This window comes from Duganella sp. HH101, assembly GCF_001758795.1.
In the GTDB taxonomy this organism is placed as follows: Bacteria; Pseudomonadota; Gammaproteobacteria; order Burkholderiales; family Burkholderiaceae_D; genus Rugamonas; species Rugamonas rivuli.
Genome location: NZ_LRON01000009.1, coordinates 116,232 through 138,657 on the forward strand (window position 1 = coordinate 116,232; position 22,426 = coordinate 138,657).

Annotated in this window: 24 protein-coding genes; 8 read left to right on the forward strand and 16 right to left on the reverse strand. The window is 63.9% G+C overall.

Features of this window, described 5'->3' with window-relative positions; all coding sequences use genetic code 11:
- Positions 1-111 precede the first annotated feature (111 nt).
- The 5 genes from DUGA2_RS16230 to DUGA2_RS16250 all read right to left on the reverse strand — a co-directional run bounded on the left by DUGA2_RS16230 (position 112) and on the right by DUGA2_RS16250 (position 4,218).
- Entirely contained in the window at positions 112-1,335 is a 1,224-nt protein-coding gene (locus tag DUGA2_RS16230; RefSeq protein ID WP_210402568.1) for an RNA polymerase sigma factor, read from the reverse strand.
- A 40-nt stretch (positions 1,336-1,375) separates the two neighbouring features.
- Complete coding sequence (locus DUGA2_RS16235; protein ID WP_070270358.1) at positions 1,376-2,188, reverse strand: YciI family protein; 813 nt, start codon at positions 2,186-2,188, stop codon at positions 1,376-1,378.
- 33 nt (positions 2,189-2,221) lie between these two features.
- Entirely contained in the window at positions 2,222-2,635 is a 414-nt protein-coding gene (locus DUGA2_RS16240; protein WP_008451034.1) for a YciI family protein, read from the reverse strand.
- 12 nt (positions 2,636-2,647) lie between these two features.
- Complete coding sequence (locus DUGA2_RS16245; RefSeq protein WP_070270356.1) at positions 2,648-3,121, reverse strand: VOC family protein; 474 nt, start codon at positions 3,119-3,121, stop codon at positions 2,648-2,650.
- A 158-nt stretch (positions 3,122-3,279) separates the two neighbouring features.
- Positions 3,280-4,218, reverse strand: coding sequence for an alpha/beta fold hydrolase (locus tag DUGA2_RS16250; RefSeq protein ID WP_141753293.1), 939 nt, complete (start codon positions 4,216-4,218; stop codon positions 3,280-3,282).
- 93 nt (positions 4,219-4,311) lie between these two features.
- Here DUGA2_RS16250 and DUGA2_RS16255 point away from each other — a divergent pair, with 93 nt between their 5' ends.
- The gene (locus tag DUGA2_RS16255; protein ID WP_070270354.1) at positions 4,312-5,127 is read left to right on the forward strand and encodes an ABC transporter substrate-binding protein; all 816 of its coding nucleotides are present in this window, start codon (positions 4,312-4,314) and stop codon (positions 5,125-5,127) included.
- On the opposite strand, the gene DUGA2_RS16260 is transcribed toward DUGA2_RS16255, so the two are convergent.
- Both DUGA2_RS16260 and DUGA2_RS16265 read right to left on the reverse strand, forming a co-directional pair.
- Positions 5,124-5,708: a cohesin domain-containing protein gene (locus tag DUGA2_RS16260; RefSeq protein ID WP_070270524.1), complete on the reverse strand. Its 585-nt coding sequence runs from the start codon at positions 5,706-5,708 to the stop codon at positions 5,124-5,126. The genes DUGA2_RS16255 and DUGA2_RS16260 overlap by 4 nt on opposite strands.
- 75 nt (positions 5,709-5,783) lie before the next feature.
- A complete protein-coding gene (locus DUGA2_RS16265; protein WP_229214702.1) occupies positions 5,784-8,696 on the reverse strand; it encodes a M12 family metallo-peptidase in 2,913 nt (970 codons plus the stop codon).
- 327 nt (positions 8,697-9,023) lie between these two features.
- On the opposite strand from DUGA2_RS16265, the gene DUGA2_RS34240 reads away from it, so the two are divergent.
- Both DUGA2_RS34240 and DUGA2_RS34245 read left to right on the forward strand, forming a co-directional pair.
- Positions 9,024-9,359 carry an AAA family ATPase gene (locus DUGA2_RS34240; RefSeq protein ID WP_071658923.1) on the forward strand — a complete coding sequence of 112 codons (336 nt, stop codon included), beginning with the start codon at positions 9,024-9,026 and terminating at the stop codon, positions 9,357-9,359.
- A 33-nt stretch (positions 9,360-9,392) separates the two neighbouring features.
- A complete protein-coding gene (locus DUGA2_RS34245) occupies positions 9,393-9,599 on the forward strand; it encodes a hypothetical protein (RefSeq protein WP_071658922.1) in 207 nt (68 codons plus the stop codon).
- Between the two features lie 19 nt (positions 9,600-9,618).
- On the opposite strand, the gene DUGA2_RS33575 is transcribed toward DUGA2_RS34245, so the two are convergent.
- Both DUGA2_RS33575 and DUGA2_RS33580 read right to left on the reverse strand, forming a co-directional pair.
- A complete protein-coding gene (locus tag DUGA2_RS33575) occupies positions 9,619-9,912 on the reverse strand; it encodes a hypothetical protein (protein WP_141753292.1) in 294 nt (97 codons plus the stop codon).
- Positions 9,909-10,262 carry a hypothetical protein gene (locus DUGA2_RS33580; RefSeq protein ID WP_141753291.1) on the reverse strand — a complete coding sequence of 118 codons (354 nt, stop codon included), beginning with the start codon at positions 10,260-10,262 and terminating at the stop codon, positions 9,909-9,911. Before DUGA2_RS33580 ends, DUGA2_RS33575 begins: the two co-directional genes overlap by 4 nt.
- A gap of 142 nt (positions 10,263-10,404) precedes the next feature.
- On the opposite strand from DUGA2_RS33580, the gene mutS reads away from it, so the two are divergent.
- Together mutS and DUGA2_RS16280 are read left to right on the forward strand one after the other, a co-directional pair.
- The gene (gene mutS / locus DUGA2_RS16275) at positions 10,405-13,095 is read left to right on the forward strand and encodes a DNA mismatch repair protein MutS (protein ID WP_070270349.1); all 2,691 of its coding nucleotides are present in this window, start codon (positions 10,405-10,407) and stop codon (positions 13,093-13,095) included.
- Entirely contained in the window at positions 13,092-14,063 is a 972-nt protein-coding gene (locus DUGA2_RS16280; protein WP_070270347.1) for a hypothetical protein, read from the forward strand. The genes mutS and DUGA2_RS16280 overlap by 4 nt, the downstream gene beginning before the upstream one ends.
- A 5-nt stretch (positions 14,064-14,068) precedes the next feature.
- On the opposite strand, the gene DUGA2_RS16285 is transcribed toward DUGA2_RS16280, so the two are convergent.
- Positions 14,069-14,611: a peptidylprolyl isomerase gene (locus DUGA2_RS16285; protein WP_008451059.1), complete on the reverse strand. Its 543-nt coding sequence runs from the start codon at positions 14,609-14,611 to the stop codon at positions 14,069-14,071.
- 103 nt (positions 14,612-14,714) lie between these two features.
- Here DUGA2_RS16285 and DUGA2_RS16290 point away from each other — a divergent pair, with 103 nt between their 5' ends.
- The 3 genes from DUGA2_RS16290 to DUGA2_RS34515 all read left to right on the forward strand — a co-directional run bounded on the left by DUGA2_RS16290 (position 14,715) and on the right by DUGA2_RS34515 (position 16,865).
- The gene (locus DUGA2_RS16290) at positions 14,715-15,836 is read left to right on the forward strand and encodes a cupin domain-containing protein (protein WP_070270522.1); all 1,122 of its coding nucleotides are present in this window, start codon (positions 14,715-14,717) and stop codon (positions 15,834-15,836) included.
- A 16-nt stretch (positions 15,837-15,852) separates the two neighbouring features.
- The gene (locus DUGA2_RS16295; protein WP_070270345.1) at positions 15,853-16,329 is read left to right on the forward strand and encodes a hypothetical protein; all 477 of its coding nucleotides are present in this window, start codon (positions 15,853-15,855) and stop codon (positions 16,327-16,329) included.
- Positions 16,330-16,625: 296 nt separating this feature from the next.
- Entirely contained in the window at positions 16,626-16,865 is a 240-nt protein-coding gene (locus DUGA2_RS34515) for a hypothetical protein (protein ID WP_071658921.1), read from the forward strand.
- Positions 16,866-17,034: 169 nt separating this feature from the next.
- Here DUGA2_RS34515 and bamC read toward each other — a convergent pair whose 3' ends face one another.
- The 6 genes from bamC to DUGA2_RS16325 all read right to left on the reverse strand — a co-directional run bounded on the left by bamC (position 17,035) and on the right by DUGA2_RS16325 (position 22,425).
- Positions 17,035-18,150 carry an outer membrane protein assembly factor BamC gene (bamC, locus tag DUGA2_RS16300; protein ID WP_070270343.1) on the reverse strand — a complete coding sequence of 372 codons (1,116 nt, stop codon included), beginning with the start codon at positions 18,148-18,150 and terminating at the stop codon, positions 17,035-17,037.
- Positions 18,151-18,288: 138 nt separating this feature from the next.
- Positions 18,289-19,164, reverse strand: a complete 876-nt coding sequence (gene dapA / locus DUGA2_RS16305) for a 4-hydroxy-tetrahydrodipicolinate synthase (RefSeq protein WP_070270342.1) — start codon at positions 19,162-19,164, stop codon at positions 18,289-18,291.
- 84 nt (positions 19,165-19,248) lie between these two features.
- Entirely contained in the window at positions 19,249-19,809 is a 561-nt protein-coding gene (locus DUGA2_RS16310) for a bifunctional 2-polyprenyl-6-hydroxyphenol methylase/3-demethylubiquinol 3-O-methyltransferase UbiG (protein ID WP_070270341.1), read from the reverse strand.
- Complete coding sequence (locus DUGA2_RS16315) at positions 19,806-21,008, reverse strand: tryptophan--tRNA ligase (protein WP_008451074.1); 1,203 nt, start codon at positions 21,006-21,008, stop codon at positions 19,806-19,808. Before DUGA2_RS16315 ends, DUGA2_RS16310 begins: the two co-directional genes overlap by 4 nt.
- A gap of 8 nt (positions 21,009-21,016) precedes the next feature.
- Positions 21,017-21,694: a site-2 protease family protein gene (locus DUGA2_RS16320; RefSeq protein ID WP_070270339.1), complete on the reverse strand. Its 678-nt coding sequence runs from the start codon at positions 21,692-21,694 to the stop codon at positions 21,017-21,019.
- 107 nt (positions 21,695-21,801) lie between these two features.
- Positions 21,802-22,425 carry an L-threonylcarbamoyladenylate synthase gene (locus tag DUGA2_RS16325; RefSeq protein WP_070270337.1) on the reverse strand — a complete coding sequence of 208 codons (624 nt, stop codon included), beginning with the start codon at positions 22,423-22,425 and terminating at the stop codon, positions 21,802-21,804.
- Position 22,426 lies beyond the last annotated feature (1 nt).

The following is a 22,426-nucleotide window of genomic DNA, read 5'->3' on the forward strand; positions in this document are numbered from 1 at the left end:
CAACAAGGTGAATACTAAGCCATTATTTGTCTAAAAAGCACTGGAATCGCATTTATTTTATAAGTGGTATTGTTTTGGTATTAATAGCTGCCGGCGCCACGGCCGGCTTGCTTATTGGGCGGCGGCGCGCGCCAGCAGCAGGCTGCGTTCGCGCTCGTTCTGCGTCAACTGCGCCGCGCGTTCGAATTCGAGGCGGGCCTCGCCGTGCCGTCCCAGCTTGGCCAGCAAATCGCCACGCACGCTGGGCAGCAGATGGTAGTGCTTCAGCGCCGCCACCTCCATCAAGCCATCCACCACTTCCAGGCCCGCCGCCGGCCCGAAGGCCATGGACAGCGCCACCGCGCGGTTCAACTCCACCACCGGCGAAGGCGCCAGCTGCGACAAGGCGTCGTACAGCGCGGCGATGCGCTGCCAGTCGGTGTCGGCCGCGCGCAGCGCGCGCGCATGGCAGGCCGCGATGGCCGCCTGCACGCCATAGGAACCGAGGCCGCGCCCGGTTTGCTCGGCGCGCGCCAATGCGGCCAGGCCGCGCCGTATCAGCATCTGGTCCCAGCGCGAGCGGTCCTGCTCCAGCAGCAGGATGGGCTCGCCGCCCGGGCCGACGCGGGCGCGGGCGCGCGAGGACTGGATCTCCATCAGCGCCACCAGGCCGTGCACCTCCGCCTCGTCCGGCGCCAGCGCGGCCAGGATGCGGCCCAGCCGCAGCGCCTCCTCGCACAGCGCCGGCCGCATCCAGTCGGCGCCGGCGCTGGCGGAATAGCCTTCGTTGTAGATCAGGTAGATCACCTGCAGCACCGACGCCAGCCGCTCGACCAGCTCGTGCGCGCGCGGCGCTTCGAACGGCACCCTGGCCTCGGCCAGCGTGCGCTTGGCGCGCACGATGCGCTGCGCCACCGTCGCTTCCGGCACCAGGAAGGCGCGGGCGATTTCCTCGGTGCTCAGGCCGCCCAGCAGGCGCAAGGTCAAGGCCACCCGGCCATCGGTGGGCAGCACCGGATGGCAGGCCACGAACACCAGCCGCAGCAGGTCGTCGCCGATATCGTTTTCCAGCGCGTCGGCGACGGCGGCGTCGAGATTGGGCGCGGCGTCCTGCAGCACGCCTTCGATTTCGTAGGTGAGCTCCGCTTCCTTTTCCTGATGCATCTGGCGGCGGCGCAGCACGTCCAGCGCGCGGTTCCTGGCGACCGTGGTCAGCCACGCGGCCGGCTGGTCCGGCACGCCGCTTTCGGGCCAGCGCTCCAGCGCCAGCACCAGCGCATCCTGCGCCAGCTCCTCGGCCTGGCCGACGTCGCGCAACATGCGCGCCAGCACGGCGATGATCTTGGCGGACTCCATCCGCCACACCGCCTCGACGATCTTGTCGACCTTGTGCTGCTTATCCGCCACGGGCTTTTTTCTTGAACGCTTCGCGCAGCTCCGTCTCCAGCAGCTCGGCGCGCAGGCGCTCTTCGGCGGCGCGCATTTCCGGCGTGAACTCCTGGTGGGCGATGCGCTCGCAGGCTTCGCGGATCTCCAGCGTCAGGTCGCCGTCGCCCGGATAGGGGTAGGTCTTGGCCCAGGCGATGGCCTCGTCCAGCGACGCCGCCTGCACCATCCAGTAGCCGGCGATCAGTTCCTTCACTTCGGTGAACGGACCGTCGACCACCGAGGTTTTCGAATTGGCGAAATGGACGCGCGTGGCCGAGGCGCTGGCCTTGAGGCCCTCGCCCGCCAGCAGCACGCCCTGCCGCACGCCGGCCTCGTTGTAGGCGTTCATGCGGTCGATCACTTCCGGCGGCGGCGCCAGGTCGGCCTCGGCGCCGGCGTCGGAACGGATGAAGATGACGTAGCGCGTCAACGCCTCGTCACGGCGCGGGATGTTGCCCGCCACCGTGCCGCGCTCGTCGAAGCCGTGGCAGTTGCCGGGACAGCCGGCGTCGCGGATTTCATACACTGCGCCGCTGTCGAACAAGGGCCACCAGCGCACCTGCTCGATCGCATCCTCTTTCGACGCCGCCTCGATCAGCGTGAAGCCGGCCACCAGCTCCCTGGGCGCGAACGGCCCGTGCAGCTGGCTCCACTCGCCGCCGCGGCGCAACAGGCGCACCGCCTCCGTGCTGGGCTTGAGAAAAGTTCCCGGCTCCAGCGCCGGCGGCTGTTGGCCGCGTTCGGTGCTCTGGTTGGCGCGGCGCAGTATCATGAATTCCATCGCATGCTCCTTTTTTCCGCTAAGGTAGCAGCATCACAGGCGGGCGCGCAAGGCCTCTTCCTGCGCGACCAGCTCCGGCGTGGCGACCTCGCCGAAATCCTCCATCTCGAACACCTGGCGGATTTCGATTTCCGACGGCACGTCGAACGGATTCGGGCAGCGCTTCATCCATTCGATGGCCTCTTCCTTGGACTTCACCTGCAGCAGCCAGAAGCCGGCGATCAGTTCCTTGGTTTCGGCGAACGGACCGTCGGTGACGGTGCGCGTGGCGCCGTCGTAGCGGATGCGCGCGCCCTTGGAGCTGGGATGCACGCCCTCGCCCGCCAGCAGCACGCCGGCGTTGACCAGTTCCTCGTTGAACTTGCCCATCGCCGTCATCAACTCGATGCTGGGCATCTTGCCGGCCTCGGAATCCTCGGTGGCCTTGACGATAATCATGAAGCGCATGTCGTTCTCCCCTTAGCCGCAGTTAGGCATCTGCTGTTTCATGGCCTCGGCCATTTCTTCCGGCGTCATGTCCTTGACGTGGGTGGCGATCGACCAGACGTGGCCGAACGGATCCGTGACCTGGCCGTAGCGGTCGCCCCAGAACATGTCGGCCGGCGGCATCCTGGCGGTGGCGCCGGCGTCTATCGCCTGGGCGTAGGTGGCGTCGGCATCGGGCACGTAGATGTGCAGCGTCACCGGGCTGCCCTTGAGCTTGAGCGGGCCGAGGTTGCCGAAGTCGGGGAACTCGTCCACCAGCATGACCTGGGAATCGCCGATGCGCACGGCGGCGTGCATGATCTTGCCGTCAGGCCCGCCCATGCGCGCGGTCTCGACGGCGCTGAAGGCTTTTTTGTAGAACTCGATGGCGGCCGCCGCGCCGTCAACCACCAGGTGCGGGGTGACGCTGTGCATGTCTTTCGGGATGGGATCTACTTTCGCAGTCATGGTGCTCTCCTTTAACGTGGGTTGAAACGAGTGAGAACGCTCACTCTACCTCCACGACGAAGCGGCACAAACCAAATCGACAGGCTTTTCAAAATATTTTTAAATATTTTTTATTGCCGGCATCGCGCGCCGGCCCCGCGGCCGGCGCGGCAGACCGCCTACTGGTCGATGAAGCCCACGATGGCCGGCACCACTTGTTCCGGCGCTTCGTCGATCAGCCAGTGGCCCGAGCCCTGGACGATGACGCTCTTCACATTGGTGGCCACGGTGCCGACCTGCTTGCCGAGGAATTCGCCGGCCGAGTACTGGCCGGCCAGCGTCAGCACCGGCATGGTCAGCTTGGTCTGCGACAGCGGGCCGAAGTCGGCGGCGTCGCGTTCGAAGTCGCTGAAGTAGGCGAAGCCGGCGCGCATGCCGCCCGGCTGGGCATAGGCCGCGGTGTACAGCTTGCGGTCCGCTTCCTTGACCGATTTGGTTTTATCGGCCGAGAAGTCGTTCCAGAAGTGTTCGAAGTAGATGCGTTCGCGGCCCTTCACCAGCGCCAGCGGGGTGTCGCCGTAGAAGTGGAAGTGCCACACGGCCTTGGCCGGGAAGGCGTTGCGCCAGTCGCCGACGCCGGGAATGAAGGCGTCCATCAGTACCAGCTTGCTGGTGTCGGCCGGGAACTGGACTGCGTAGCCGTAGGCCACCATCAGGCCGATGTCGTGGCCGACCACGGCGGCGGGCTCTCTGGTGATGCCTTTGACCAGTTCATGGATGTCGGTGGCCATGGTCTTCTTGTCGTAGCCGCTCTCCGCTTTTTCCGAGCCGCCGGCGCCGCGCAGGTCGGGCACGATGACGGTGTGGCGCTTGACCAGTTCGGCCATGGCGGGCGTCCACATATGGCCGGTCTGGCCGTAGCCGTGCAGCAGCACGACCGGGCTGCCCTGGCCGCCGATCTTGTAGTGCAGCTTGACGCCGTTGACTTGCGCGTATTTGTCGGCGAAACCGGCGACCTTGACGTCGATCGGGGCGGCGGCCGCGACGGCCAGGCCGGTGCTCAAAACCAGTGCTGCGGCAAGCACGGTGCGGCGAAGAATCGTGGTGCTGGTGTTCATGTTAGGCTCCTGAATGGGTGGGTGGTGCAATCACTATATGATTTAAATTCATGGCTATCAATCAGCCAAAAGGCAAGTAATCATTCATAATTTATGAACCTTAGACACCCTTTCCTGACCTCACTGCTGGTTCTGCTGAGCGCCGGAGCGGACGCCTGCGTGCTGCGCATCGGCTACACCTCGCAAAACGCCCCGCCCTATTTCATCGGCACGGATACGATCCCGGCGGCGCCCGGCGCCACCGTCGACCTGCTGAACGAAATGGCGGCGGCGGCAGGCTGCAAGACCGAACTGGTGCGCCTGCCGACCGCGCGCCTGCTGCTGGCGGTGAACGCCGGCCAGATCGACGCCACCGCGCTGGCCTCGCCGCCGGCCGGCCTGCCGTCCGTGGTCTATCCGCGCGACGCCGACGGCAAGCCCGATCCGGCGCGCGGCCTGCAGCACTACACGGTGATCATCGTGCGCGCGGCCGACCGGGCGGCGGCCGAGCGCGACCTGCCCGGCTTCCTGCATAAGCGGCGGGTGGGCGTCTCGCACGGCGTCTCGTTTGCCGGCGAGCTGCGCGCGGCCGGCCTGGCCGTGGACGACGGCGCCGCCGACGCGCGCCGCAATTTCGACAAGCTCAAACGCCACCGCGTCGACGCCGTCGCCATGTCGCTGAACGTGCCCGGCGATATGGACGAGGTGCTGGCGCGCGAACACGGCAAGGATCTGGTGCGGCTGGAACAGCTGTGGAGTTCGCACTCGCTGTGGTTGATGGTCAACAAGGATTACTACGGCTCGCACGGCGCGGCCGTGGAAGCGATGTGGAACTGGATGGGCAGCAAGGGCCGCAAGCGCCTGCCGGTACTGCTGAAGAAGTATGAAGCGCTGCCGCCGCAGGGTGGCGGCAGCGCTGCGCGGCTTTAGCCGGCGCGACGGCGGCGCAGTGCCGCCAGGCCGATCAGGCCGACACCCATCATCAGATAGGTTTCCGGTTCCGGCACGGCGGTCGTCACCAGCGTCAGCGCGCCGTACTGCGGCGCGATGTCGTTGCCGGCGAAGTTAAAGAAGCCGACGTCGGAGAAGTTCAGGGTGCTGGTGCCGGCGCCGATCACCTTGAAGCTCAGGTGCGCCAGGCTGCCGCCGCCGCTCTCGCCGGGCACGGCGCCGAACTTCGCGCCGTACACATAGGACACCAGCCCCGGCGTGCCGTTCAGGTCGACCACGCCGAAGTCGGTGGCGCCGCCGCCCGTGCCCAGGAAGCCGCCCTCGCTCGCGCCGGTCACTTGCAGGTAGGCCGGGTTAAACAGCAGCGAGAAATTGTAGCTGTACAAATCCGTGACGTCGGCGATGCGGATGTCCAGGTCGATGGTCGAGCCGACCACGCCGGTCGACGGCGTGGCGACGATGCTCAGCGACGGATCGGCGGCGTAGGCCGACGGTGCGGCGAAAGCGGCGGCCAGCAGCGCGGCGCCGGCCTGGTATTTCCATTTATTCAAACTCAACATATTCATTTTCCTTTGCCCATCGGGCTTAGATTCGACATCGGCGCCGCGATCAGGCGGCGCCGACAGCAGGTACGCTTACAGACGGCAACCGCCGGCGATGCGTTGCGACACGACCGCCAGGTCGCGCGCATCCACCAGGCCATCCTTGTTCAGATCGGCGCGGACATCGAAGCCGGCCTGGCCGGTGCGCTTGCCCAGCGACGCCTTGACGATGGCATAGTCGTCGCAATTGAGGGCGCCGTCGGCATTGACGTCGCCCACCAGGCGGATCGTGAAGTCAGCGTTCGACACATCGAAGAACACATTGCCGACCGCTGCCACCTTGACGCGCGCCGTGGTGCTGGCCACCAGCGGCAGCGTGACCGACTTGCTGCCATTGTTGGCGGTGCTTTCCGCCAGCGTGTACGGATAGGTTTTGCCGCCGTCGGTGGACAGCGTGATCTTCACGTCGGCGGCGTTGACCGGCGCCACGTTGGTGTTGGCCACGCTCCAGGTCACGGTCTGGGTCGAACCCGCATCCACCGATACGGCGCTGTTCGGCGACGTCACCAGGAAGGGACCGGCGTTGGGCGCCAGCACCAGCTTGGTGCTGGCGTTGCCCACGCCGCCACGGCCGTCACGCACCGTCAGGCGGAAGTTCAGCGCGGCCGGATTGGCGTTGGCGCCGCTGCCGACATAGGCGGCGGTCGGCAGGTACTCCGAGAAGCACGCGATATCCGCAGCGGTCGGGGTGGCGGCGGCGGTCGGGCAGGCACCGGTTTCGGCATTGGTGTTGTTGACCAGGATCTGCGCCAGGTCCGGGAACACGCGGGTCGGATCGGTGCTGACGTGGTTCTCGCCCGGCGAACCATACTTGATGGTGTCGGCGTTGCTGACCACGGCCTGCACGCCGAACTGGCGGAACAGCGGACCGTTGGTCTTGCCGTTCGCGATCAGGCCGGTGCCGTTGGCGCTGCCGACGTCGTTCTGTTCCCACAGATAGGTCAGGGTGTCGCCTTCGCCGTCGGTGGCGCTGCCGGTCAGCGCGAACGGCGTGCGCACCGGAATGGTGTAGCCGGCCGGCACGCTGACAACCGGCGCGGTATTGCCGGTGGCCGACTGCGAACCGCGACGGGTGGTGGCGCCGCCGACGGTGATCTCGCCGACATAGCCGCTGCAACCGCCGCTGCAATTAACCAGCTGCAGCATCGGGACGTTGGTGCCGGCCAGCGTGCCGCCGAAGGTGATCGTGGCGGCAGCGTCGCTCAGCGAGCTGACGGTGACGGTGGCGCCGGCAGGCCAGCCGCTGATGCCCTGGATCGCCGCCTTGACGCCGGCGGTGGTGAAGTTGGTGCCACGGATGATGGCGGCCGAATCGTTGCCGTTGTAGCGCAGCTTGAACTGCTGGGTGCCGGAGAAATTGGTCAGGGCCAGCATCTGCACTTCGTTGACGATGCTTTCGCTACCCGAGGTGTAGGTGACGATTTCATCGAAGCTGCGCTGCGACCAATAGGCGTCGCTGTGGGTTTGCAGGTTGTCGGTGCCGCAAATGCCGGCGTAGGCCATGATCGACGAGCCGCTGCCCGGCTCGACCGAGGTGGTGTCGTTGCGGTTGCCGCCCGAGCAACTGCCGATCACGCCATTGAAGGTGTGGTTGCCGGCGAACTGGTGGCCCAGCTCGTGCGCCACATAATCGACCGCGTAGAAGTCGCCGACCGGGGTGGGAATGCCGGTGCAACCCTGCGCCTTGCTGCTGCTGCCGACCACGCCCAGGCTGGCGATGCCGCCGCCGTTGAGGCCCAGCGCGATGTGGCCGACATCGAAGTTGCCGGCGCCGGCCAGCAGGCCCGCGACGATGCGGTTGCGGCTCAAGGTGCCGCTGCCGCAGCTGGCCGACTGCGAAGCGGTGAAGCAGGCGCTGGCGCCGCACGGCCCGTTGGCGCCGGTCATGAGCGCCGGGGTGTCCAGGTTCAGCGCGTCGGTGGCGTTGATCAGCATCAGGCGGATCGCGGTCTCGTCTTCATAGACCTGGGTCACGCGGTTGATCAGCGTGACCTTGGCCGCCGTGACGTTGGCAGGGCCGCCGAAATAGGTGGCATAGGATGGGTCCGTCACCAGCGCCAGGCGATAGGTGCGCAGCTGGTTGCCGGTGGCGGCAGCGGCGGCGGCCTGGTCGTCCACCACGTGGTACGACACGGTGCTGGTCGACGTGCCGTCGGTGGCGCTGACTTCGTAGGCGCCGAGGTTGCGCGATGGATCGGCCACCAGCGTGGCGTTGATCACGCCTTCCGCGTTGGCGGTGACAACCAGACTCTGGCGGCTGCCGGTGTCGCCTTCGTTGCGCACCGAGACCGTCACCGAAGCGCCCGGCGTGAAGCCGGCGCCGCGCACTTCGACCTTGTCGTCGGCGTGGTAGAAGCCCTGCGACACGGCGATCTGCGCCTCGGTCAGCGGTGCTTCGCGCAAGGCGCCGTGGCTGTTGGCCAGGTCGCGGCTGTGGTAGCTGTTGTAGACGCTGTCGTCCAGCGCGGTTTGCGGATCGACATACCAGGCGCCCTTCGGCGTGCGCACCGAAGCGTGCAGGCCCAGCGGCGTGATGTCCATGCGCAGGCTGGCGTTCGGATCGTCGATGCCCTTGCCGGCGTAGGTCTTGATTTCAGGGTGCTTGGCGGCGAGGCCGGCTTCCATGATCGGCGAATCGACGATGGCGAAGCGCTGGTAGCCGCCGTCCGGGTGCGGCAGGGAAATGATCAACGGGCTGACGGCGGCGGCCTCGGTGCGTTCCAGCGGCGCCGATTGCGCCAGCTTCTTCAGGCCGTTGCGGTTCAGGCTGGCGGCGTGGAAGCGGCGCGGCCCCGTGGTGCTGGCGGCCTGCGCGGTGCGGCCGCCGGCGGGGCCGACGTCTTGCCAGAAGTCGCCGGTAGGCTGGCTCTGGACCTGCGCCTCGGCGGCGATGACGGCGGCGGAGCCGGAGACGGTCCAGCCCAGTGCCATGAAAGCGAATAACATGCGTCCAGCGGTAGGACGCAGCGTTGCCCTGGCCTTTTTGAGGCGGGGAGTCGATGACGGATTCACTGAAAGTTTCATGCCTGCTATACCCTTAATTTTATTGTTGGTCCGAAAGTCTGCTTTTCCCTGTATTTCCCTACGCCATGCGGCAATTTCACTTGGAATACATTCGTTTCCACGAAAAAATATACTCCGCGAAACATTCATGTGTTGCGAACAAGACATGCAAAAGTTTCAATTAAAGTATTGCTTAATTAATTATTTGTCACAACAGTTCCGTGACAATTTTTTTGTAATGAACATGAAACATGAGCGTTTCGGACACAAATGCAAAACATTACTGTTGTCTTTAATACACAGCTCTGGTTTGTATGTTTTGCAAGGTGGCTGAAAGCGAAGGCGGCGGATTGGGCGGACTTTCGTTTGCCGGCGTTCGGTGCAGTCAGGCCGGGTAGAGATCCAGGTAGATTCAGCAGCAAGTCTGCATCATGCCTCCAAGCGCCGCTCGTTCCTCAAAAGGCGATCGCCGCGAACCGCGTGGTGGTCCTCGACGATCACGTGTCGAGCCTTGATAGCGACATTTTGTTCATCGCCAGCAGCCTGATCAAAGCGATTTTGACGAGGTCCGCGCCGGTGGCCAGATCAAGCAAGTGTTCGTGCTGACCCACAATCAACCCTGACCGGCGCGGACAAGCGATGAACGAGGAGACCTTCTGGATGCTTCGCAAGACGCCCAATGGATCCTGTGTCGAGTCCAAGCCCCAACAACCCCATAAAGACCTCCTACGAGTTGCTGTGGGCGGAATTGAAGCGCGATTCAAGGGCAAGGAGCGATCGATCTGCAAATCGCTGTTTTCTTGGGTGAACGACGGCTCCCATTACGCGATGGATGACTTTGTCTGAACGCCCCCCCCTGTTGGCACTATGGTTGCCGTGATTTATCACGTTGGGAGGCTACGAAATCATCAAGCACTTGCCACGCTATCTCATGCAGAACTTTGCCGTTTCCGACTTCAACATGCCACGCCGGGCTGGTGGCGATGTATTCTTTCGCCTCGCCTAGTGAGAAAAATCCTGAGTTTCGCAGCGCCAGTATTGCGTCGGTAATAGACAGCCCTCGCCGCTTTAGCTCCAACAGGATCTGTTCTCGTTCAGCATCGTTGGCCTGTTGCCACTTCGCTTTTACGAGTTCGACACCGATTTCAGATTTACTCATTTCTTCCTCCGACGTCTGATATCTACAATCTTTCCTACATTGGCAGAACTACTACCGGCAGTGCGCTTTCCTTGCACCGTCATTGCCTCATATCCAAGGACATTGCCAGCCTTCAGCAACGCTCGTAACTCAGACAGCAACTCTCTCGCAATTGTCGATTTTTTTATGCCGGGAGGGTCGGACGCCGCATAGATGCAAAGGTTTCTGCAGATGATCGTATCATTTTCCAAAACGACATCTGCCAAAACCGCTACCTCACCTTCCGATGTATTAAACCCATACTCCAAAAGGCCGTCCCTGCCTGCGCGGGCTTCCTCAACTGCAGTTCTCAACGAGTCTTCGACGCTCATTTGGATTAATCCAGTGTACTCCCCCACAGCGGCAGTGTGTTTTCACCAGTAGCACAGCCGAAAGCGGTAAAATGACAGGTTACGCGCGGGGGCTGGTTGAGCCGCCGCAAAACCAGACTCACGCATCGCCGAAAAAGAACCAATGACCACCGTCCCGAACGAAATCAACGCCGCCGCCGTCAAGAACAGCCCCACCGAAAAAGTCACCCCGATGATGGCCCAGTACCTCGCCATCAAGGCCGAGTACCCGGACATGCTGGTGTTCTACCGCATGGGCGATTTCTATGAGCTGTTCCACTCGGATGCGGAAAAGGCGGCGCGCGTGCTGGGCATCACACTGACCGCTCGCGGCAGTTCGGGCGGCCAGCCGATCAAGATGTGCGGCGTGCCTTTCCATTCGCTCGAAGGCTATCTGGCCAAGCTGGTCAAGATCGGCGAATCGTGCGCGATCTGCGAACAGATCGGCGACCCGGCCACCAGCAAAGGTCCGGTCGAGCGCAAGGTGATGCGCGTGGTAACGCCGGGCACGCTGACCGACGCCGACCTGCTGCCGGAAAAAGCCGAACGTCCGCTGCTGGCGATGTGCATCATCAGCCAGCGCAAGGTCGCCACCGCTGGCCTGGCGTGGCTGTCGCTGGCTTCCGGCGCGCTGAAGCTGATGGAGTTCTCCGGCGACAGCCGCACCGTCACCGCCCGCATGCAGCAGGAGCTGGAGCGCATCGCGCCGGCCGAGGTGCTGCGCGGCGATAACGCCGACCTGTTCGAAGATACCCTGAGCTGCCACGTCAACCGGGTACCGGACTGGCACTTCGACGTCGTCGGCGGCCACAAGGCGCTGCTCGACCAGCTGGGCGTGGCGACGCTGACCGGCTTCGGCGCCGACGGCCTGGGCGCCGCGTTCGGCGCGGCCGGCGCGCTGCTGCGCTACGCGCAGTCGACGCAGGGACGCGGCCTGCAGCACGTGCGCTCGCTGGCCACCGAAACCGAAAACGAATTCATCGGCCTCGATGCCGCCACCCGCCGCAACCTGGAACTGACCGAGACCATACGCGGCCAGGAATCCCCTACCCTGTTCTCGCTGCTGGACCACTGCCGCACCGCGATGGGTTCGCGCCTGCTGCGCCACTGGCTGCACCACGCGCGCCGCGACCAGGCCATCGCCCGCTCGCGCCACGAAGCCATCGCCGCGCTGGGCCAGGCCGACGCCACCGGCACGCTGTCGCATACGCTGGCGCAGGTGCCGGATATCGAACGCATCACCACCCGCATCGCGCTGCTGTCGGCGCGCCCGCGCGACCTCGCCAGCCTGCGCGACGGCGTGCAGCAGCTGCCTGCCCTGCGCCACGCGATGCAGCGCGCGCTGACCGACACCGACGGCCTGCTGGCCGCCATCCACGCCGACATGGCCACGCCCGAAGCCTGCCTCGATCTGCTGCAACGCGCTGTGGCGCTGGAGCCGGCAGCGATGGTGCGCGACGGCGGCGTGTTCGCACGCGGCTTCGACGCGGAGCTCGACGAACTGCGCGCGCTGTCCGAAAACGCCGGCCAGTTCCTGGTCGACCTGGAGACGCGAGAACGCGCCCGCACCGGCATCGCCAACCTGCGCGTGGAGTACAACAAGGTGCACGGCTTCTACATCGAAGTCACGCACGGCCAGACCACCAAGGTGCCGGACGACTACCGCCGCCGCCAGACGCTGAAGAACGCCGAACGCTACATCACGCCGGAACTGAAGGCCTTCGAGGACAAGGCGCTGTCGGCGCAGGACAAGGCGCTGGCGCGCGAGAAGATGCTGTACGACCAGCTGCTGGCCGACCTGGCGCCGTTCATCGGCAGCCTGCAAACCATCTCGAAGGCGCTGGCCCAGCTGGACGCGCTGACTTCGCTGACCGACCATGCGCTGCGCCACAACTGGTGCGCGCCGCAGCTGGTGGACACGCCCTGCATCAACATCGCCGAAGGCCGCCATCCGGTGGTGGAGAACCAGATCGAACGCTTCATCGCCAACGACTGCCGCTTCGTCGAAGACCGTCGCCTGCTGCTGATCACCGGTCCCAACATGGGCGGTAAATCGACCTTCATGCGCCAGGTGGCGCTGATCACGCTGCTGGCCTACGTGGGCAGCTACGTGCCCGCCACCAGCGCGACCATCGGCCCGATCGACCGCATCTTCACCCGCATCGGCGCCACCGACGACCTGGCCGGCGGCCGCTCGACCTTCATGGTGGAGATGACCGAATCGGCCGCGATCCTCAACGGCGCCACCGAGCATTCGCTGGTGCTGATGGATGAAGTGGGCCGCGGCACCTCGACCTTCGACGGCCTGGCGCTGGCGTGGGCGATCGCGCGCCACCTGATCGACACCAGCCGCAGCTTCTCGCTGTTCGCCACCCACTACTTCGAACTGACGCAGCTGCCTGAGAGCCATCCGACGGCGGCCAACGTCCACCTGTCGGCGGTCGAGCACAAGGACAGCATCGTGTTCCTGCACGCGGTGCAGGACGGCCCGGCCTCGCAGAGCTACGGCTTGCAGGTGGCGCAGCTGGCCGGCGTGCCGCAGCCGGTGATCAAGGCCGCGCGCAAGCACCTGGCCCGCCTGGAGGCGCAGGCGCTGGACGCCACGCCGCAGCTGGACCTGTTCGCCGCGCCGACCGCCGATGCCGACGATGAGGAACTGGCGGCGCCGGCGCACAGCGCGCCCGCCGCCACCAGCCCGGCGATGCGCGAACTGTTCGATGCGCTCGACGATCTCGATCCGGACGCGCTGACGCCGCGCGAAGCGCTGGATCGCCTGTACCAACTCAAGCGCCTGACGGAGACGGCCCAGGCATGATGCGGCAGCGCGCCCACGGTTTTGCCATGGCCGTTGGCCTGTCAGCGCTGACGGCGTTGACGGCGTTGATGGCCGGCCCGGCGCAGGCCGTGCAGCCGGCGGTGCGCGGCTTCCAGTTCGGCGTGATCGGCCACTCCTTCAAGAGCGGGCCGGATGAATCGGTGCTCAAGCGCGCCATCGCCGACGCCACGCTGATCGCGCCCGCCTTCATCGTCGCCACCGGCATCAAGGCCAGCACCGAGCCTTGCAGCGACAGGCTGTACGCCCAGCGCCGCGCGCTGCTCAACGAGGCGGCGCCGCCGATGATCGTGTCGCTGGCCGGCAGCGACTGGAGCGCGTGCGTCAATTCCGTCGGCCGCTCGAACGCCATCGAGCGCCTGAACCGCCTGCGCGAACTGTTCTACGCCGACGGCGAATCGCTGGGCGAACGCCGCCTGCCGCTGACGCGCTTGTCGGCCAGCGCCAAGTTCCGCAGCTACGCCGAGAACGCGCACTGGGAGTACGGCAAGGTGCTGTTCGCCACCATCAACCTGCCGGCCAATAACAACCACTTCCGCGCCGAGGCTGGCCGCAACAGCGAGTACGAAGACCGCCTGGTGGCCAACCGCGCCTGGCTGCACCGCCTGTTTACGCTGGCGGAGCGGCAGAAGATGCAGGGACTGGTGCTGTTCTCGGACGGCGATGTCGGCGTGCAGGCGGAGCAAGGCTTCTCGCTGCTGCCGAGTTTTCAGTCGAAACAGGACGGCTTCGCCGAACCGCGCCGGCAGATACGGGCGATGGCGGAAAAATTCAAAGGGAAGGTGCTGCTGGTCGATACGCAGAGCGGCGCGGGGACCGAACCGGCCATCGTCTGGCGCGGCAATGTGGGACATCTGAGCCTGGCCGCCGAATGGGCCGAGGTGCGCGTCGCCCCCGGCACCGCCGCCCTGTTCACGCTCAAGGGCGGCAGCGCCGAGGCGACGCCTTAATTCACTTAGTGAATCGGGTGGATGGCGACGTGATCGCCGTCTTCGCCTTCGTCGTCCTCGTCACCGTGGTGGTGGCCGTGGGCGCCGTGCACGTGGCCGTGGGCGATTTCTTCTTCCGACGCTTCACGCACGTCGGCAACGCTCAGCGAGAAGCGCAGCGCCATGCCGGCCAGCGGGTGATTGCCGTCCAGGACCACTTTGTCGTCAGCGATATCGGTGACGGTGAAGATCATCGCTTCTTCGCCATCGTCGCCGTCCGGCATGCCTTCGAACTGCATGCCCACTTCCAGCGGCTCTGGCAGGCGGTTGCGCGGCTCGACCTTGACCAGCGTGGCGTCGTAGTCGCCGAACGCATCTTCCGGCTCGATCTGGATGATCGACGAATAGCCGACTTCCTTGCCATCCAGCTCTTCTTCAATTTTAGGCAGCGTGTTCTCGTAGCCGCCGTGCAGGTAAACCATGGGCTGACGGCCGTCTTCGATCAGATTGTCCTGGGCATCGGACAGCTTGTAATTCACAGTCACGACCGTGTTCTTGGCAATCTTCATTTTGTAATTCCTTTCTGTATATAAGCCCCGGAATTATACCTTGGATCGCCTGCCGGACCGCCGCCAGCCCGACAATCGGCGCGGCGATGGTTATAATGAGCGCATGAAAAAATTACCTCTCCTCGGCGATATCACGCCGGCGCAGTTCCTGCGCGACTACTGGCACAAGAAGCCCCTGCTGATCCGCAACGCCATCCCCGGATTCAAGCCTTTGCTGAGCATGGAGGCGCTGACCAAGCTGGCCTCGACCAACCACGCGGAATCGCGCCTGGTGACGAACGTCGACGGCCAGTGGAATATGCAGCACGGCCCGCTGGAAAGCCTGCCGCCTATGGACCAGAAGGAATGGACCATGCTGGTCCAGGGCGTCAACCTGTTCGACGCCAAGGCCGATGCGCTGCTGCGCCAGTTCCGCTTCATTCCCGATGCCCGCCTGGACGACCTGATGGTCAGCTTCGCCACCGATGGCGGCGGCGTCGGTCCGCACTTCGATTCCTACGATGTGTTCCTGCTGCAGGCCCAGGGCCAGCGCCGCTGGAGCATCGGCCCGCAGAAGGACTTGACGCTGGTTGAAGGCTTGCCGCTGAAGATACTGGCCAATTTCAAGCCGAACGAGGAGTTCGTGCTGAACCCGGGCGACATGCTGTACCTGCCGCCGCACTACGCGCACGACGGCATCGCCATCGGCGATTGCCAGACCTACTCGATCGGCTTCCGCTCGCCGTCCTATCAGGAGCTGGGCGAAGCCTTCCTGCAGTTCATGGCCGATTCGATCGACCTGCCGGGCCGCTACGGCGATCCGGAGCTGGAGGCGACCTCCAAGCCGGCGGAAATCCCGCGCCACATGCTGAACACGATCGCCGAGGAAATCAACAAGGTCAGCTTCACCGAGGAAGACATCACCATCTTCCTGGGCGAGTACATGTCCGAGCCTAAGCACAATGTGTTCTTCACCGGCCCGGCCAAGCCGCTGACGTTCGGCAAGTTCGGCGAAAGCGCGGCGAAAAAAGGCTTGTCGCTGTCGCGCAAGACGCAAATGCTGTACCGCGGCAAACATGTGTTCATCAACGGCGAATCGTTCGGCGTCAGCCGCGCCGACAAGATCACGCTGGAGGTGCTGGCCAACGATCGCGCGCTGGACGGCGCGGCGCTGGCGGCGGCCTCGGACGATGTCATGGACGCGTTATACACTTGGTATCAGGACGGCTGGATCGAGTTGGGCTAACCACGGGGGAAGCAGCATGGAACGGCAGAGTTTTCCATTCACCACCAGGGCGGAATTTCTCCAGCACCTGTCCAGCTGCATCGCCCGCGCCGAGCATACGCTGACCATGTTCGACCCGGATTTCCACATCTGGGAACTGGGCGCCAGTTCCACCGACGCCCAGCTGCGGCACTACCTGAAAAACGGCGGCCGCCTGCAACTGGCGGCGCACGAGGGCCGCGCCGTCGAGCGCGACGCGCCCCGCTTCCTGCGCCTGATCAAGGACTACGGCCACCTGGTGGAGGTACGCCGTACCAGCCAGCAATTGCGCCAGCTGACGGACTCATTCTGCATCGCCGACGACCGCCATATTGTGCGCCGCTTTCATGCCGATCATTTCCGTGGCGAAGCGGTTTTTGACGGGCCGGAAGATACCCAAACCAGTGCCGAACGTTTTATTACAATTTGGTTGGAGTCAGCGCCCGGATTGTACGCAAACTCAACTGGATTATGAGTCAGTTCAAGGTAAAATGCCGGTGTTCGATGCGAACACTGGTATTTCGTGCAAACTCTGCTAAAGTAGAGTCGAAACCGAAATGTTGCGATATCGCAAAATAGTAGTGAAAACGGCTGTTTGTCCTATTGCGACGCACTAAAAATCGCTATAATATTCGGTTAGGAAGTTTCCGTTGTCTGGCAGGCACCATTCTAGGTACGAAAGCCTTCGAAGACGACCTAATGAGCGATAATTACCGGTAATTATTAATCGCAACAATTGTGTTTAATTTTGAATTAATTAAGGAAAACCCCATGAAAAAATCCCTGCTGATCGTTTCCCTGCTGGCTGTTGCTCTGGCTGCTTGCTCCAAAAAAGAAGAAACCACCACCGTGACCCCAGCTCCAGTAGCTGCTCCAGAAGCCGCTGCTCCAGCTGCTGCTCCAGCACCAGCACCAGCTGCTGACGCTGCTGCTCCAGCCGCTGCTGCTCCTGCCGCTTCGGACGCTGCTGCTGCTCCAGCCGCTTCGGCTGCTCCTGCTGCTTCGAAGTAATCAGCTTGCGGAAAACCCGCTGGCCTGAACGCGATCAAGATCGCGCTCAGTGCAAGCGGGTTTTTTTTCGTCCCAAGCTTTTGCATCCAAATGGAAAGAACCATGTAGATGCAGATATAAAAAAACCGGCCAAAGCCGGTTTTTTTATTGGGGCCTAATAAAGGGCCGATTACTTCAGTTGCTCGTGCAGCAGCGTCAGGATCTTATCGGCGACCGGCGATGCTTCCGCCTTGCCGCTATTGCTCAACACGGTAACGGTGCTGCTATTACCCGCGCCGGCTTTCACCGAAATACGATAGCGCTGCGCTTCCTTATCGGCTTCCGACGACGAACCCCAGCTGAACAACTTGCCGAAGAAGCCCTTGGTTTCCGTCGTATCGTCAACGTAGCGGACGAAGTAAGTACCTTGCGTGCGGTCACGGTCTTCCACGGTGAAGCCGGCGCGGTCCAGCGCCAGGCCGACACGGCGCCAGGCGCGGTCGAAGCCCTCGTCCACCTGCACGGCGCGCTCGGCGCCTGCGCCCACCAGCGATGCATGCTGCGGTTGCACAATCGCACCGTCGACGGCGGTCTTGGCTTGCGCTACTTCGGCGCCGTTGCCCAGCTTGGTCATCAGGCGCGCCAGGAATTCGGCTTCCAGGCCCGGATCGTTAGGACGCGGGGTCCAGGTGGTCGATTCCTTCTGGGCGCCGGTGACAACTTCCTGCGCGCCGCGATGGCTGACGTAGATCTCGCTGGCGCCGTCGGCGCGGCGTTCGATGCGGGTGCGGAACTTGTCGCGCTCGCCGCTCGAATAAACCGAGTCGAAGACCTTGCCGATGGTGTTGCGGATGAAGTCTTGCGGTATCTTCGCGCGGTTCTCGTTCCACTCGGTTTCCATGGTGCCGGCGGTGGCGTTTTCCTTGGCCAGCACGAAGCCCGAGTCTTCCCAGAACTGCTTCAGCTGCGGCCACAGTTGCTCGGGCGTCTGCTTGATCACCAGCCAGCGCTGGTTGCCGTCGCGCTCGACCTTGATATCGTTGATGCTGGTCGGCACCACGGTACCGGCGGCAGGCGTGCCTGGCACGATGGCGCCAGGACCGGCGACGATGCCCTTGGAGGCGTTGTAGCCGGAAGCGGTGGCGACGCCGTTGTTCGAATCCGGCAGCGAGTAGCGGTTATCTTTCTGCAATTGCGTCAGATCCGGCGGCACGTCCAGCGTGCTGGCCTTCTTGGCGGACTTGTAGTCCACTTTATCATTACCGACAACGGAGCTGATCATGCCGCAACCGGTCAAACTGGCCATCAATGCGCCTACTACGACGGCGCGCTGCGAGGAAATAGAAGCTGTCTTGCGAATAGTCATGTCGTTACTGTTTAAGAAGCTGAAAAGCAGCAAATCAGGGTTGATCCGAACCGAGGTCGGGGCTTGTTGCTAAGGTTTTTACAGCACGCCGGCTTCTCGCAGGGCCGCGCGCACCGCTTCGTGGCAGTCGGCCGCCAGCGGCACCAGCGGCAGACGGATGCCGGCTGGCATTTTGCCCATTTCCGCCAGCGCCCATTTGACCGGCACCGGATTCGGCTCGATGAACAGTTTTTGATGCAGCGGGAACATTTTATTGTTCAGTTCCACTGCCTTGGCGATATTGCCGGCGATCGCCGCTTCGCACATGTCGGCCATGTCGCGCGGGGCGACGTTGGCGGTGACGGAGATGTTGCCGGCGCCGCCGGCCAGCATCAGCGCCATCGCGGTCGGATCGTCGCCCGAGTACACGGCGAACGATTTCGGCGCAAGGCGCAGCAGGTCGTAGCCGCGGCCGATGTTGCCGGTCGCATCTTTGACGCCGACGATGTTCGGGATGTGCGCCAGGCGCAGGATGGTCTCGTTGCTCATGTCGGCAACGGTACGGCCCGGCACGTTGTACAGGATCACCGGCAGGTCCACCGCTTCGGCGATGGCCTTGAAGTGCTGGTACATGCCTTCCTGGGTGGGACGGTTGTAGTACGGAACCACTTGCAGCGTGGCGTCGGCACCGGCTTCCTTGGCAAAACGGGTCAGCTTGATCGCCTCGGCGGTCGAGTTGGCGCCGGCGCCGGCGATGATCGGGATGCGGCCTTTGGCGTGGGCGACCGTCGCCTTGATCAGCGCGCAGTGCTCTTCCACGCTCACCGTGGCCGATTCGCCGGTGGTGCCGGCGATGACGATGCTGTCCGTACCTTCGGCGATGTGCCAGTCGATCAGCTGATTCAGACCCTCGAAGTCCAGACTGCCGTCTGCGTTCATCGGGGTGACGATTGCTACTATGCTGCCCTTAATCATAGGAAACCACTGCATAAAGTATTAAAACAACGATTGTAGACGATAGGCCGCCGATATGGTGCATTCGGGGCGACAAATCGGCCGTCAAAATGGCGGTAAAAGTGCCGCCACGCGGGGAAAATCAGGCTTCACGGCGCACAGACGTTGCACCATGGCAGCTTTCGGCGTATCGATGACGCCGTCTTCGAAGGCCACCACGCGCAAACTGTGGGCGCGCGCCAGTTCTAGCAACTCGCCCGCCTGTAGCAGAAAGGCCGGATTCGATGGTTTGCCGAACTGGGCGTTACCGTCCGCGAAGGTTTCATAGATCAGCACGCCATTCGGCGCCAGGCTGGTCAACATGTCGGCGATTAGCGGGCGATGCAGGTAGTTTGTGACCACGATGCCGGCAAATCGATCGGGACCAAAGGGCCAGGCGGCGCCCGCCTCTTCCAGGTCGATGGCGCTGGTGGTGATTTCCGGGCCGGCCGCGGCGGCCAGCGCCTCGGCGTCGCGGTCCACCGCCACCACGGCGTGGCCCAGCGAGGCCAGATGGCGCGAATGGCGGCCGCTGCCGCAGGCCAGGTCCAGCACTTCGCCGCCGGGGATCAGCGGCGCATAGCGCTGCACCCAGGATGAGACGGGGGTGTTCACAGCGTCGCTCATGAGTAGGCCAGCCCCATCGCTTCGCGCACGTCGCGCATGGTTTCCAGCGCCAGCTTGCGGGCCGCATCATTGCCGTCGGCGACGATGGCGCGCACCAGCGACGGGTCGTCCAGATACTGCTGGGCGCGCTCGTGCATAGGCTCCTGCTCCTTGACGATGGCGTCGATCACCGGCTGCTTGCATTCGATGCAACCGATGCCGGCGGATTTACATCCTTTTACCACCCATTCCTGGGTAGCGTTGTCGGAATACACCTGATGGAACTGCCAGACCGGGCAACGGGCCGGATCGCCGGCGTCGGTGCGGCGCACGCGGGCCGGATCGGTCGGCATGGTGCGGATCTTCTTTTCGACCGAGGCCTTGTCTTCGCGCAGCGCGATCGAGTTGCCATAGCTCTTGGACATCTTGCGGCCATCCAGGCCCGGCAGGCGCGAGGCGGCCGTCAGGCGGGCTTGCGGCTCGACCAGGATCAGCTTGCGGCTGCCTTCCAGGTAGCCGAACAGGCGCTCGCGGTCGCCCATCGACAAGCTCTGGGCGTCGTCCAGCATGGCCTTGGCTTGTTCCAGCGCCTCTTCCTTGCCGTCCTGCTGGTATTCGGTGCGCAGCTCGTTGTAGAGCTTGGCGCGCTTGCTGCCCAGCTTTTTCACCGCGTCCTGCGCCTTCTCTTCGAAGCCTTTTTCCTTGCCGTACAAGTGATTAAAACGGCGCGCAATTTCGCGCATCATCTCGATATGCGGCACCTGGTCGTCGCCCACCGGCACCTGGCTGGCGCGGTAGATCAGCACGTCGGCGGCCTGCAGCAGCGGGTAGCCGAGGAAGCCGTAGGTGGCCAGGTCTTTATTGGCCAGGTTCTCGATCTGGTCCTTGTAGGTCGGCACGCGCTCCAGCCAGCCCAGCGGCGTGGCCATCGACAGCAGCAGGTGCAGCTCGGCATGTTCCGGCACGCGCGACTGGATGAACAGCGTGGACTGCGACGGATCGATGCCGGCGGCCAGCCAGTCGACCAGCATGTCCCAGGTGCTGCGCTCGATAACGGTCGGGTCGTCGTAGTGCGTGGTCAGCGCGTGCCAGTCGGCCACGAAGAACAGGCATGGCAACTCGGACTGCATCTTGATCCAGTTCTTCAAGGCGCCGTGGTAGTGGCCCAGGTGCATGGCGCCGGTGGGGCGCATGCCGGATACAACACGATCGGGATACATAGTCGGGCTCAGCTCAGAATGAAAATAAGGGGGTACAACAGCACATAGAAGATGCTTTGCAAGACGTGCATGCCGCCAACCAGGAAGCCGGTCAGCAGGCCGAACTGCATCATCAGGATCAGGCCGATGAACACATACATGCCGTAGCGCTCGATCTGTGCGTACTTGCGCGCCAACGGCATGGGCAGGATGCCGGTGACGATGCGGCCGCCATCGAGCGGTGGCAACGGTATCAGGTTGAAGATGCACATCGCCGAGTTTACAGCGTAGCCCGCCTCGGCCATCTTGACGAAGAAGTCATCCGGCGGCATGCCCAGCGCCTGGATCATCACCACCCACAGCGCCATCCAGCCCAGGCCCATGGCGAAGTTGGCCGCCGGACCGGCGGCCGCCACCAGCGCCATCTGCTTCTTCGGATTGCGCAGGCGGCCGAAATCGACCGGCACCGGCTTGGCGTAGCCGAGCGCAGGCAGGTGCAGCAGGCTCAGGATCAGCGGCAGGATGATGGTGCCGAAAGGATCGATGTGGCGCAGCGGATTGAGGCTCAGGCGCCCTTCGTTGGCTGCGGTGGGGTCGCCGAAATAGCGGGCGACGTATCCGTGTGCGGCTTCGTGCAGGGAAATTGCAAAAAGAACAGGGATCAGGTAGACCGTGATGGTCTGGATAATACTGTCGGTTTCGTTCATGAGGGGGATTTTACCAGAGGCCGGGTAAGCCACTTGCTGCGCCGTCAGGGGCCGGCGCACTTGCCCTGTTGAATGCCTGACAATGACAGACCAGGCTTAGGCCGGACTTACAGGCCGAACATGGCCGCATCGCCCCTGCCCTGGCGCACCAGCTCGGCGCCCGAACCGCTGAGGTCGATCACCGTGGTGGGTTCCATGCTGCAGGCGCCGCCGTCGATGACCAGCTCGATCTGCTTGCCGAGGCGCTCGCAGATGGTGTCGGCGTCATTGAGCGCATCTTCCTCGCCCGGCATGATCAGCGTCGTGCCCAGCAGCGGCTGTTGCAATTCTTCCAACAACGCGTGGACGATGGCGTCCTCGGGCACCCGCAGGCCGATGGTCTTGCGCGACGGGTGGCTGAGGCGGCGCGGCACGCACTTGGTCGCCTCCAGGATGAAGGTGAACGGGCCCGGCGTGGCCGCCTTCAACAGGCGGAACTGGCGATTGTCGACCCGCGCATAGACGCCGATCTCGCTCAGGTCGCGGCACAGCAGGGTCAGGTGGTGTTTTTCATCGATGCCGCGGATGCGCCGCAGCCGCTCGACGGCGGCCTTGTCATCCAGATGGCAGACCAGGGCGTAGCAGGAATCCGTCGGCACGGCGACGATGCCGCCGTCGTGCACGATCTGCGCCGCCTGCTTGATCAGGCGCGGCTGCGGATTGACGGGATGGACCTGGAAAAATTGACTCATA

Excerpts from the sequence above, each read along its gene's own strand:
- DUGA2_RS16230 (WP_210402568.1), bottom strand. The coding sequence starts at position 1,335 with ATGGAGTCCGCCAAGATCATCGCCGTGCTGGCGCGCATGTTGCGCGAC.
- DUGA2_RS16235 (WP_070270358.1), bottom strand. The coding sequence starts at position 2,188 with ATGGAATTCATGATACTGCGCCGCGCCAACCAGAGCACCGAACGCGGC.
- DUGA2_RS16240 (WP_008451034.1), bottom strand. The coding sequence starts at position 2,635 with ATGCGCTTCATGATTATCGTCAAGGCCACCGAGGATTCCGAGGCCGGC.
- DUGA2_RS16245 (WP_070270356.1), bottom strand. The coding sequence starts at position 3,121 with ATGACTGCGAAAGTAGATCCCATCCCGAAAGACATGCACAGCGTCACC.
- DUGA2_RS16250 (WP_141753293.1), bottom strand. The coding sequence starts at position 4,218 with ATGAACACCAGCACCACGATTCTTCGCCGCACCGTGCTTGCCGCAGCA.
- DUGA2_RS16255 (WP_070270354.1), top strand. The coding sequence starts at position 4,312 with ATGAACCTTAGACACCCTTTCCTGACCTCACTGCTGGTTCTGCTGAGC.
- DUGA2_RS16260 (WP_070270524.1), bottom strand. The coding sequence starts at position 5,708 with ATGTTGAGTTTGAATAAATGGAAATACCAGGCCGGCGCCGCGCTGCTG.
- DUGA2_RS16265 (WP_229214702.1), bottom strand. The coding sequence starts at position 8,696 with ATGTTATTCGCTTTCATGGCACTGGGCTGGACCGTCTCCGGCTCCGCC.
- DUGA2_RS34240 (WP_071658923.1), top strand. The coding sequence starts at position 9,024 with ATGCAAAACATTACTGTTGTCTTTAATACACAGCTCTGGTTTGTATGT.
- DUGA2_RS34245 (WP_071658922.1), top strand. The coding sequence starts at position 9,393 with ATGAACGAGGAGACCTTCTGGATGCTTCGCAAGACGCCCAATGGATCC.
- DUGA2_RS33575 (WP_141753292.1), bottom strand. The coding sequence starts at position 9,912 with ATGAGTAAATCTGAAATCGGTGTCGAACTCGTAAAAGCGAAGTGGCAA.
- DUGA2_RS33580 (WP_141753291.1), bottom strand. The coding sequence starts at position 10,262 with ATGAGCGTCGAAGACTCGTTGAGAACTGCAGTTGAGGAAGCCCGCGCA.
- mutS (WP_070270349.1), top strand. The coding sequence starts at position 10,405 with ATGACCACCGTCCCGAACGAAATCAACGCCGCCGCCGTCAAGAACAGC.
- DUGA2_RS16280 (WP_070270347.1), top strand. The coding sequence starts at position 13,092 with ATGATGCGGCAGCGCGCCCACGGTTTTGCCATGGCCGTTGGCCTGTCA.
- DUGA2_RS16285 (WP_008451059.1), bottom strand. The coding sequence starts at position 14,611 with ATGAAGATTGCCAAGAACACGGTCGTGACTGTGAATTACAAGCTGTCC.
- DUGA2_RS16290 (WP_070270522.1), top strand. The coding sequence starts at position 14,715 with ATGAAAAAATTACCTCTCCTCGGCGATATCACGCCGGCGCAGTTCCTG.
- DUGA2_RS16295 (WP_070270345.1), top strand. The coding sequence starts at position 15,853 with ATGGAACGGCAGAGTTTTCCATTCACCACCAGGGCGGAATTTCTCCAG.
- DUGA2_RS34515 (WP_071658921.1), top strand. The coding sequence starts at position 16,626 with ATGAAAAAATCCCTGCTGATCGTTTCCCTGCTGGCTGTTGCTCTGGCT.
- bamC (WP_070270343.1), bottom strand. The coding sequence starts at position 18,150 with ATGGCCAGTTTGACCGGTTGCGGCATGATCAGCTCCGTTGTCGGTAAT.
- dapA (WP_070270342.1), bottom strand. The coding sequence starts at position 19,164 with ATGATTAAGGGCAGCATAGTAGCAATCGTCACCCCGATGAACGCAGAC.
- DUGA2_RS16310 (WP_070270341.1), bottom strand. The coding sequence starts at position 19,809 with ATGAGCGACGCTGTGAACACCCCCGTCTCATCCTGGGTGCAGCGCTAT.
- DUGA2_RS16315 (WP_008451074.1), bottom strand. The coding sequence starts at position 21,008 with ATGTATCCCGATCGTGTTGTATCCGGCATGCGCCCCACCGGCGCCATG.
- DUGA2_RS16320 (WP_070270339.1), bottom strand. The coding sequence starts at position 21,694 with ATGAACGAAACCGACAGTATTATCCAGACCATCACGGTCTACCTGATC.
- DUGA2_RS16325 (WP_070270337.1), bottom strand. The coding sequence starts at position 22,425 with ATGAGTCAATTTTTCCAGGTCCATCCCGTCAATCCGCAGCCGCGCCTG.